Source organism: uncultured Methanobrevibacter sp. (assembly GCF_937906425.1).
Lineage (GTDB): Archaea > Methanobacteriota > Methanobacteria > Methanobacteriales > Methanobacteriaceae > Methanobrevibacter.
Genome location: NZ_CALCYR010000093.1, coordinates 1 through 12,281, shown reverse-complemented (window position 1 = coordinate 12,281; position 12,281 = coordinate 1). Strand labels below are relative to the sequence as shown.

Genomic DNA, 12,281 nt, shown 5'->3' with positions numbered 1-12,281 from the left:
CACCGGTTCTAAGAGCAGGGTAGGTTAAAGCCTTAGTAGTCATGTTTTGATAATCGATGCTAGTTACAGTACGGTTAATTGGAACCTCAATTGTATTATTAATGATTATTGTGTTGTTGTTTTCAATAACATTATTAATAATAATGACGTTCATGTATGCGCTTGTTGTAATGTTGTTAGCATCTACATAACTTACTACAACAGTGCTGTTACCATCAATAGCAATGGTGTATTGACCTTTAGCATCAGTACTTGCACTGCTTTCTTGACCGTTTACACTTACGCTGATTGCAGCGTTTGCAATTGCTGAACCGTCAAGATCTGTTAATGTAGCAATTACAGAACTGCCGTCTTCAGTTGCCAAAGCGATTGTAGCGTTAGCTGTAATATATACAGGTACTTCAACTTCTACAGGTACTTCAACAGGTACTTCAACTGGTACTTCAACTGGCACTTCTACAGGAACTTCAACTTCAACAGTTTCTACAACCTTGTTTACGATTGCAGTTACGCTTGCACCGTTTTCGTCAGTGTAAGTTAACTCAGCAGTTGTGTTTCCGTCGATAGCTACTGTAATTACTCCGTTTTCATCTGCGGTTAAGTTTTGTTCCTCTCCGTTGATGATTGCTGCTACTGTTGCGTTTGCAATTGCTTCGCCATCTATGTCTTTGACTGTGATGGTTAAAGCATCATCGCTTGCTTCAACATCAATAGTGGCGTTTGCAGTAACAGGAACTTCAACTTCTACAGGAACTTCAACTTCAACAGGAACTTCAACGGTTTCAGTGTTGTTGTTTTCAACAACTACAATGGAAGCACTTACGCTAGCGCCGTTAGCGTCTGTGTAAAGAGCGGTTACGGTAGAGTTAGCAGCAGCTTCAACTGTGATTTGTCCATTAGCATCAGTGGTTTCAGTGGATTCTTCTCCATTGACGCTTACAAGAACATCAGCTTCAGCAATAGCTTCACCATCAAGATCTGTTAAGGTGATTGTTACTTCAGAGTTTTCATAATCACTAGCAATATCGATTGTAGCGTTAGCACTTACAGGAATCTCAATATTTTCCTTGATGACCAATACAACAGCACTTGTCTCAGTTGGGAGGTATACTCCATCCTCACTACCGTCATACCATATGTCAAGTTTGGATTTACCTTCATCCAATACAATTGTAGCAATACCTTCATCATTGCTTGAAATGCTAATTTCTTCTCCGCCATTTACGGTGTATGTGATTTCAGCACTGATAGGATTGCCTTCTGCATCAGTTAAGCTAATGACAATATTTTCATTGTCAGCGTCAATGTCAATAATGGTTTCAACACTTACAACAATTTCAAATACTTCACTTGCATCAGCATAATCTGAACCTTCTTCAGCTGTGAAGCTGATGCTTGCATCATATGCGCCAGCAGGAATATCACTTAAGTCGATGAATGCATTACCATCCTCATCTGTAGTTCCAGTCAAGGTTTCTTCACCGATTACAACAGTGATTATTGCTCCTTCAATGCCGTTGCCATCTGCATCAGTAAGGCTTACGATTAACTCATCGCCAACAACTTCAGCTTCCAAATCAGTTTCAACTTTGTTTACAGTAATACTTACAGCAGCGGATGCATCATCATATACATCATCACCGGCAAAGATGACTTCTAAATCATCATAGCTTCCAGCAGAAAGGCTGCTTAAGTCAATTACAGCAATACCGTTTACATTTGTAGTTGCGCTGTAGGTTTCACCAGCAATTACTACGCTTACAGTCTTATCAGCAATTCCAGTTGAATCGTGACTTAATTCTACAACAATGGAAGCTTCTCCAATGTCTGCTATAATCTCACTTTCTTCAGGAATCAATTCTGTAGACAATTTGTTAACTGTTAAATTGACAATTGCTACAAATCCGAGATATTTGTTTCCTCCAGCAAATGTGACTTCCAAATCATTATAGATTCCAGCTGGAAGTGCACTTAAGTCAATTACAGCCTTACCATCTGCACCGGTAATTGCAGTGTATGTTTCACCAGCGATTAAAACAGAGATTGTTTCACCTGCAACAGGATCTTCACCGCTTGTTAAGCTAGCGACAATGCTTGCTGCACCAATATCAGCAGTGATTACACTTTCATCAGGAATTAATTCAGTAGCCAATTTGGAAATGGTGATTGTAATTTCTGCAGTGTCTCCAGTGTAGGTTTCATCCGCTTCAAATACAAATTCGGTTTCATATACTCCAGCAGGAATATCGCTTAAGTCAAAGCTTGCAACACCATCAGCACCTGTGACGCTGGTGAGAGTGATATCGCCAAGAGCAAGGCTGATTGATTGGCCTGCAATAGGAGTTCCATCAGTAGTTAAGCTTGCATAAACTGTACCTTCACCAATGGAGAATTCAACAGTTGCATTTTCTGTGCTTAATTCTGCTTCATACATACTGACAATAATGTTTACATTAGCGGAAGCATTTTCATATACTGCATCACCAGCAAAGACAATTTCCAATTCTTCATAGATACCGCCAGAAATTCCGCTTAAGTCAATAACTGCAATACCATCTGCATCAGTTGTAGCGGTCAATGTTTGACCTGCAATAATAAGGCTGATGGTCTTATCAGCAATTGGACCGTATTCGCTGCTTAATCTAGCGCTGAGACTGCCTTCACCTACAGCAACTGAAATTTCCTCATCAGCACTTAAGCTGGTTTGTATTTTGCTTACGTTTACATTAAATGTGCTTGAAGCTGCCTTGTAGTAATCATCTGAAGCTAATTTTGCAATAGCTGTGTAAGTTCCAATAGGAATATCGCTTAAGTCAAAGCTTGCAATACCATCCTCATCAGTTGTTGCAGTCAATGTTTGACCTGCAATGGATAAGCTGAGAGTTTTACCTGCAAGAGCTTCACCTTTAGCTGTAAGAGTTACGGCAGCACTGCCTTTACCTACATCCACCCTAATGGATTCTGCAGCAATGCTTGTAGTAATCTTATTGATTGTTACAACAGCTGTTGTGTAACTTGAAGTGTATGTAGCATCTTCATTGAATTCAATCATAGCATTATACATGTCTACTGGAATTTCACTTAAGTCAAAGCTTGCAATACCATTCTCATCAGTGACAGCAGTTAAGACAGTGCCCTTCAAGTTTGCGCTTAGGGTCTTGCCTGCAATAGGATTATTTTCACTGTCAGTTAAGGTAGCGGTTAATACTCCTTCACCGTATTCATAAGTTACAGCTTCTGAACTTAAGTTAGTTCCAATTTTCACCAATGTGACTGTAATGGTTTTTTCGCTAGAATGGAAGAAATCGTCACCAACAAAACTGATTACAACATCATCATATACGCCAGGTGCCAAAGCACCGATAGTGAATTTTGCAATACCATCCTCATCAGTACTTGCATAATAGGTTTCACCAGCAATTACTAAACTAAGTTCCCTATCAGCAACAGGACCACTTTCATAAGTTAATATAGCTTGAACTTCACCGATTACAGGAGCAATGCTAACATCACTTGCATCAATTTCAGTAGGATATGGAATATATACTGGAAGAGCATCGTCACCAAAGTAGATGTATCCTCCACCAATATCAGTTGGAGTGAAAGTGAATTCAGCTTCATTTCCAGATACAGTTACAGAGCTTACATCAACATCACCAATATCAGAACTTAAGTCCATAGTGAAATCAGGCATGTCATGATCCAATTCACTTCCGTCATTAAGTCTTAATATGATTTGAGTAGGATAATCATTATCTACATCTAAATCGTTAGGAATGCTAAGGTCTGCAATTACCCAGTTGGATGGCAATGTTCCATTTACATCTCCTACAAGAGAACTGGTGGATACACTAGGTTCATTAGTAGCGAAGTAGTTGTAGTCCACATTTACATATCCGCTATATTGATTGAAAGAGATGGCATTTGCAGAGTTGATAGGTAAACAACCTGCAGTATTGTTAATAAATACATTGTAATTAATATTTCCCCTATTACCTACGAAAATAGCGCCTGCTGCAGCTGAAGTGGAACCGGCAGAAGCATGACAGTTCACAAATACTGAATTGCTTACATTTAATACATGGTAAGTGTAAGAATAAGCTGCACTACATATAGCACCTGCAGTCAAGCTTGCATAAGAGGAAGTACAATTGGAATTACAATTTTCAAAGTAAGAATTGTTTACATTTACTGCGGAATACAAAGATAAAATTGAACCTCCGGAAGCAGAGCTTGAACTAATTGTAGAATTAATAAATTTACAATTATCTATGAAAGCGTATTCCACTCTGGAAGAAGAACCGGAATGATAAATATCTGCTGCCCTAGCAGCGAAGTTATTAATGAATTCGCTGTTTGAAACAGTTATATTTCCGTTAGAGACATAGATAGCTCCACCATTATAAGAGAAGTTACCATTTCCAATGAAACTGGAATCATCTACTGTTAAAATTCCATTTGCCATGTAGATAGCACCGGAACCTAAATTAGATATGAATTCAGTACCGTTTACAGTAATTTTTGCAGTTCCATTTCCATAAATGGCAGAACCTTGGTTTGCTACATTGTTTTCAAAACTACAGTTAATTACATTCAATTCACCATTTACGAATAAACCTCCATTTGACATGGAATATCCGTTGATTAAATCAATGCCTATTAAAGTAAGTTTTGCTGTTTTTGTTACATTGAATGAAGTGTATTTATTATCACCATCCAAGGTGATTCTTCCTTCACCAGCTGAAATGGTAATGGCCTTATCATCAACCTTAATATTATTGATGACTTCTGAGTAACCATCTTCAGCAGTGATTACAGCACCATCTTCTGCTGCTGCAACAGCATCAGCCAGGAATTCATAACCATTATCACCAATGAACCAATGGAAGTCAACAGCTCTTAAAACACCTGTGTTAACTGTTTCCTCTGCACTGCCTGAGTAGGAACCGGATACAATGTAATCCTTATAGTCATCAGACAAGGTTAATGTGTATATTGCAATACCATTATCACCAAGAACAGCTGTTCCGTTTGTTATTCCGTCTAATGTAAATTCAACAGTTCCGCCAGCAATGGAATATCCTTCAGGAGTCCTTACACTTGCATTGATGGTAATTTCAGTTCCCTTAAGTGCAGTTATAGTTGAACCGTCAATAAAGCTAAGAATTACATCAAAATTAGCTCCATCATTATAAATGGCAGTTCCTTCATTGCCGGTAATTTCAATATCTTTCAGTACAATATCAGATTTTGTCTTGATTACCCCATTGCCGCTGACAACAGTGGCATTGGTTAAAGTTAATCTTTCAAGAGTGACATCCAATTCTTCAGCAATGTTGAAGATGTTAGAGTTTCCTTCAGCATCAATGATTACTTCAGATTCACCAATAATTGTAACATTCTTGTTGATTTCAATATTGTTTTCTGTGTAGCTTCCATCAGCAACATAAATTATGTTGCGAACATCAGTTACATCCTCTAAAGCCTTTGAAATACTTGCATACGGGTTGGCTTGACTGCCGTCACCAGTTTCATCATTGCCGCTGGCATTTACAAATATTGTTGTGCCTGGGTTAGGAGCAACATTAAATGTCAAGTTAGCTACAGGAGCACCCAATAGACTTAATGTAACAGTTTCATCACCGATTGAATCTGCATTATAGGTGACTGTAGCCTGTGCATTATTGGATTCGCCTAAGCTTACACTTGCAGGGCTTGTACTGCCTATAAGTGCAGTCACATCAAATTCAAGTTCACTGAGATATTTGCTTAAACTTGCATTTGCAGTTCCGTCAGTGTATTTGCTTAAGTCAATGCTGATTATAGCGTTTCCTCCTTGAACAGGAATGGAATCAATAGCTAAATCCAAAATGACCCAATTGTTAAGTGTTACATATGAACCAACCTTTGCAGTTGTAGGTTTGTCGTTTGAACCGAAGTAGTTGTAATCCGCATTTACAACACAGGTACCGCCGCAATAAATATCCGCATCAGTATTTGTAGATTTTGCAACACTGTTGTTTAAGAAAATATTATAGTTAATTGTTGCTTTGGAAGGAGAAGTTACATGTATTGCTCCACCATAACTGTATGTTGAGGTGGAATTCATTCTGTTGTTTATAAATACACAGGATTCTACAATAAGGTTAGTACCTGAACTTGAAATAGCTCCACCACTACTGCTTGAAATACAATCTTTAAATACTGAATTGCTTACAGTAGTATTGGAATTCATATTAGAGGAAAATGCTCCGCCAATACCAGATGCATTAAGGTTTTCAAATCTGCACCCATCTATTATTGCATTTGAAGTGTAGATATAGAAAGCGGTTCCTCCAGCAGATCTCATGCTTGTAAAGTTGGAATTATAAACATTTAACTCTCCACCGCTAACGTAAAGGGCTGCACCAATTGCATAACTATAAATACCATAAATATTGTAAAAGTTGGAGTTATTAATGTTTACCTTACCTTGAGCATATACTGCAGAACCATATGAACCGTAAGATGAAACACTGAATGCAGAATCTCTTAAAGTACAGGATTCAATATTCAGGCTTGATGTTCTATCCACATTGATTAAAGCACCGCTGATTGTAGTACCATTCTTCATATCAAGATTTTCCAAGGTTAAATTAGATCTTACAAGAGTGAATAACCTATAATAACTTGCAGAGTTTAATATGATTTCTCCGCTTTCATTAGCTCTGATTGTAAGTTCCTTATCAGTTATGCTGATTGCACTGATAATGTCATAGGTTCCAGGAAGACCGTAAATTACATCTCCACTTGCAGAAGCTGCTACAGCTTCTTCTAAAGTTTCAAATCCATCCTTGCCTACAATAAACCATTTTAAAACTGCAGGATGAACAACACCTGTCTTAACTGTCATGGAATCCTCATCAGCTAAGGAATAGGAACCTGATACCACAAGGTTCTCTGTTGCATCATCTGAAATGGCATAAGTCATTGTTATAGGTTCATCATCATAGAAAGTCTTGGATCCGATACTGGTTCCATCCACAGTAAATTCTACAGAACCTCCTGCAATAATATTGCCCATATCATCTGTGACAGATGCGTATAAGTTCATATCAGAACCAATTTCACCGCCAATTGTATCATTTCCTAAGAAAGTGAGCACAACACCATAAATTTCACTGTAACCTGTTACATAGATTTCACTGCCGTACTTAGCTGCACTATCTTCAATAGTGTTATTAGCCAATCTGAATTGGGATGAGTCTATATAAATGGATCCTCCTTGACCATAATCACTGTCACTTGCAGAATTGCTTGTGAAAGTGTTTTCCATTATTTTACCCCAAGTGGATTTGGCGTAAATGGCTCCACCATATAAATCAGCCTCATTGCTGTCAAAGGCATTGGAAATGATGTAAAGTTCCCAAGGTGCATTTGCATATATTGCAGCACCTGAGTGGCTTGCAATGTTTCCATTGAATTGGTTGCCTGTAATGTTTACAATTGCATTCCAATTGTCATCAAAGTAGATGGCTGCACCTTTTTCAGCACTGTTGTTATTGAATGCTGAATTAGTTATTGTAGCATCTGTAGACAAGTAGATTGCACCACCATTATCAGCTTCACAATTGGAAACAATGATGTTATCAATATTCAATCTACCTTTTTTGGCAGATATTGCAGCACCGTCATCCCAGTAAACATAAGCGTTAGTTAATGTTAGACTGGTAATGTTTACTTCAATTCCAGCAGTGTTAATATTGAATATTCTGCCGTTTTGACCGGCATCAATAATTACAGACTCTTTGTTTTCACCTTGAATTACAACATCATCAGTGATTTCCAAATCATATTCAGAGTAAGTGCCTGATTTGATGTAAACAGTGTTTTTAGTTTCAGTCACTTGAGTCAATGCATATGCAATGGTTTGGTATGGGCTGTCCATAGTTCCTAAACCATCTGTATTTGAACCGTTAGTAGCTACAACAATAAATGATGAGGTGTCCATAATATTCAATTCAAGTACAGCAGGACCAGGGGTTGCTGTAATTGTCACATCAGTTGTTTCTCCAGGAGCGGCATAACTTGCAGTTGCAATATTATCCACTACACATACACTGGAATCGATTGTTCCTTGACTTGCAGTTAAATCAAATGTGTAATCAGGCATGGATTCAGATAAAGTGTAGTTTGCAGTTCCATCAGTGTAATTATAGAATCCTACACCAATTTGAGTAGTGGTTCCTGCCCATACAATATCACTTTCTGCAGATAAGTCCAGTAAAGTCCAATAATTAAGTTTAGCATATCCTCCAGCAGCAGCTTCAGTTTGATTACCTACAAGAGGAGCGTCATTAGATCCCCAGAAGTTATAATCAACAGGAATTGAAGCAGAATAAGATGTGAAGTTTACAATAGCGAATCTGTTTGTATTATTTAATTTATTGTTTATGAAAATATTATATTGAACTTTAGTATTAGCATTTGTTGCATAAATAGTGTTTCTATATGAAGTAATATTTTCAAATAAACAACCGGTAACATTCATTGCAACAGCAGAATAGATTGCAGCTCCGATTGGACCGGTGATGTTAATAAATTTAGAACCAACTATATTAGCACTACCACTGGAAAGATAAATAGCACCATATTCACCAGTGGTTTTTGCACCATTATGGTTGGAAATTGTTGAATTTTCAAATAATAAATTTGCACTAGCTATATTTAATACTGAACCGTCATATGTACCATTAACATTATCGAAAATGGAATTTGTAATATTTATGTAATTGCCTGAGCTTCCTTGGAAAATTACCGCAGATGCTTTATAGGAACTTAAACCAGTGAAATTTGAACCATCAATAAATAAATTGGAACCTGAAGCGGATTGAATAGCTGCACCATTATAATACCCTGTAAGTGCAGTGTCACTAAAGGTAGAATTAATAATGGTCAAATTACCCCTATATTGATATATAAGCCCAGCATGTGCACTGCTAATACCATGTGTTAATGTTAAGTTGATTAATTTAACATTATTAGCAGTTACATTAAATATTCTGGAAGCCTTATTTCCATCCAAAATAATGGCACCGGTTTCATTAGCCTTAATGGTTAATGATTTATTAATGGTAATCATGCTTGTAACATCATAGGTTCCAGCCTTACCATAAATTACATCATTATCACTTGCAGCGGCAATAGCCTGTGCCAATGTTTCATATCCATTTCCGCCTTCAATATACCAATTAGAAATAGCTGGATGTAATACACCAGTTTTAACCTCACTTGCAGAATTGCTTAAAGAGAAGGAACCTGAAATTAGGATATCATCTTCCGCATCTTCAGGAACGGCATAATCATATTCAGGAACTCCAGTAAATGAAATGTCCTTTGTAATGAGAGTTTCTCCATTTGCAGTGAAGGTAATGCTTCCGCCTTTAATATCATTTCCGTTATCATCAGTGATTGTAGCGGTTAATTTAAAGGTTTCACCTACTTCAACATTTTTAGTGGTGTTAGCTATGAAAGTGGTAACTGTGTTTACACTTCCTCCAGCAATATAGATTTTGCTGCCGGTTGTAGCTGTACTTGTTCCAATAGTGTTTTGTGTTAATGTTACTTGTCCGTATCTAATGTAGATGGATCCTCCTGCAGTAGCAGAGTTTCCGTTGAATTGATTATTTGAAACTGTGAATGAAACAGTATTATCGTATAAATAAAGTGCTCCACCATAATATGCTTCATTATCGTTGAAGCTATTGCCATCAATATTAACAGTTCTAGCTTTGCCAGCGGAAATACTGCCACCATTATATTCAGCTACATTTTCTGTGAAAATGTTGTTGTTTATGCTGACTGTATTGGTGTTGTATGCATCCACATAGATAGCTCCACCATCTTTTCCGGCATGGTTTTCACTGAAAGTTGAACCTGTTATAACAGCACTGCTTTTAACATAAATAGCTCCACCGGTAGCTTCACCATCAGTATTATCTGCAGCATTATTAATAAAAGTACATCCGGAAATAATTAAATTGCTTCCTTCAGAGTATATTGCGCCTCCGCCAAGAAGATCATTTACAGAGTACCATACCTCATCATCTTCATCTATTGAATTGTCCTGGAATTTGGAAGAGCTGATGTTAATAATTCCGCTACCAAAGATAGAAGCTATAGCTCCACCAGCAGCAGAGGAAGAGTTGTAAACATTAATGTTTACAGCAGTTAATGAACCTTCATAAACTAAAATAGCTCCACCTTTACCATCAATTTCGTAATCATCTTCATAATAATCAGGCAAACCATTGATTAATGTTAAATCCTTTAAGGTTAAAGTTGCATCATCTACAATAAAGACACGTCCTTCTTTTTCTGCATCAATGATAACTTCAGCATTCTTATCTGCCTTAATGGTTATGTCTTCATCAACTGTTAAATCCTTTTCAGTATAGGTACCTGATCTGATTATAATTGTTTTTCCACTTGTAGCCACATTTAAGGCTTGGGCAATGGTTTTATATGGAGTGTCAGCTGCACCGTTTTGAGTTGAACCTGTGTAGGATTTGTCAACATAAATCAAACTGGATGCATCTGCACTTACTTCAAAGCTTTGAGATTCGCCAGTGACAAGAGTTAAAGTTTCATCTCCAGCTTCATCAGCGAAATATTGAATAGTTGCAGTACCGTCAGTAAGGGTTACAGTGGAAGGAACTTCATTAAGTACAGAAGAAAGACCTAATCTAATATTTCCACTACCTTCAGGTAAATCGCTTAAATCACCAGTGGAATTAGTATAAACTTTTGCTAAAACTGAAATATCAGTATCAGTGCCAATTAGGACAACATCTTCAGGTTCTTCAATAGAGAATTGTAACCAATTGTTTACAGTAACGTTATTTTTATAATTAGTGCCATTTGGTCCATCATTAGAGCCCCAGTAGTTATAATTAGCAACTACAGAACCAAAGACCATAAGGTCAACACCAGCATAATTAGCAGATTCTGCGGAATTATTTACAAATACATTATAATTTACTGTTCCTCCAGCTAAATTCAAGACAGCTGCACCAGCATAAGAGCTGCCTCCTGCATTAGTATTAATAACCTTATTATTTATAAATACATTATTGGAAATATTTACCTTATAACTATTACCTGCCCGACTCATTACAATGGAAGCTCCTCCATTACTGCTAAGACTATTTTGGAAAGTAATGTTTTCAAGATAGTTTCCAGTAAATGTAATGTTATTATCTACTTGTTGGGATTGGAAAATTGCAGCATAAGTTGTGGAACCGGTTGAATTGACAATAATATTCCTAAATGTACAGTCAGTTACAGTAGCATTCAAATCATTTATATGAATAACTTGCATTTTAGTATCAAAATCTTCAAAGGTACAATTGTTCACCACAGGATTATTTGCCTTATATAAATAAAGAGCACTTGCACCATATGGAGAATATGTATTTCTAAATACAGAATTTGAAATTGTAAAGTTAGATCTTACATATGTAGTAGACCCATAATAATAACTGTAAATTGCACCACCATAATAACCGGATAATGTATCAAATACACAGTTACTTATATTCATAGTACCATAGTTATAAATTGCAGGCGCATAACCAGAAGAACCGGAAATTGTAATATTTTCAAAATTACAGTTGGTGATGGTCATAGTACCATTATTCCAAATTGCTCCTCCCCTTAAAGTTGAAGAACCTGCAATAGTATAATCTTTAAAGTCAATATTGTTCAAGTTAACTGTATAACCATTATTAATTTTTAAAACACCCATTGAAGAGCTTTTTAAGATTACATCTCCAGAATTAGCCGCCTGAATATTTAAGTTCTTGTTAATGCTGATTTGAGATACTGTTTCCACTGTACCTGGTGCACCTATAATAGTATCGCCGGAACTGGCTGCAGCAATAGCTTCAGTTAAAGTAGAGTATCCTCCAGTTTGACCAGATATAGTCCAAGCATAATCAGTGCTAGGATCATCTCCTCCGCTGGAAGAACCAACATTTACAGTTAAAGGATTAATATTAACAGTTAACAGCACAATTATATCGGGATGTGCTACAACCTTAATTTTATATACTGCTCGATTACAGTCGAGTGCGTCTTCCAGTTGCGCCACATCGGCTACTGCCGAAGAGAGGATTTGAACCCCTAAGCATATTCTCCTTTAAGATATACATAAAGTATATGTAAATGATTTCTTTATTAACCCATAAAGAAAGGGAATATAAATTTATAGATCGGAAGAGCACACGTCTGAACTCCAGTCA

1 protein-coding gene is annotated in these 12,281 nt (G+C 37.0%); it reads right to left on the bottom strand.

Features of this window, described 5'->3' with window-relative positions; genetic code table 11:
* A partial coding sequence (locus Q0138_RS02450; RefSeq protein ID WP_297980466.1) for a right-handed parallel beta-helix repeat-containing protein occupies window positions 1–12,130 on the bottom strand: 12,130 nt, incomplete at its 3' end.
* Between the last annotated feature and the right edge of the window lie 151 nt (window positions 12,131–12,281).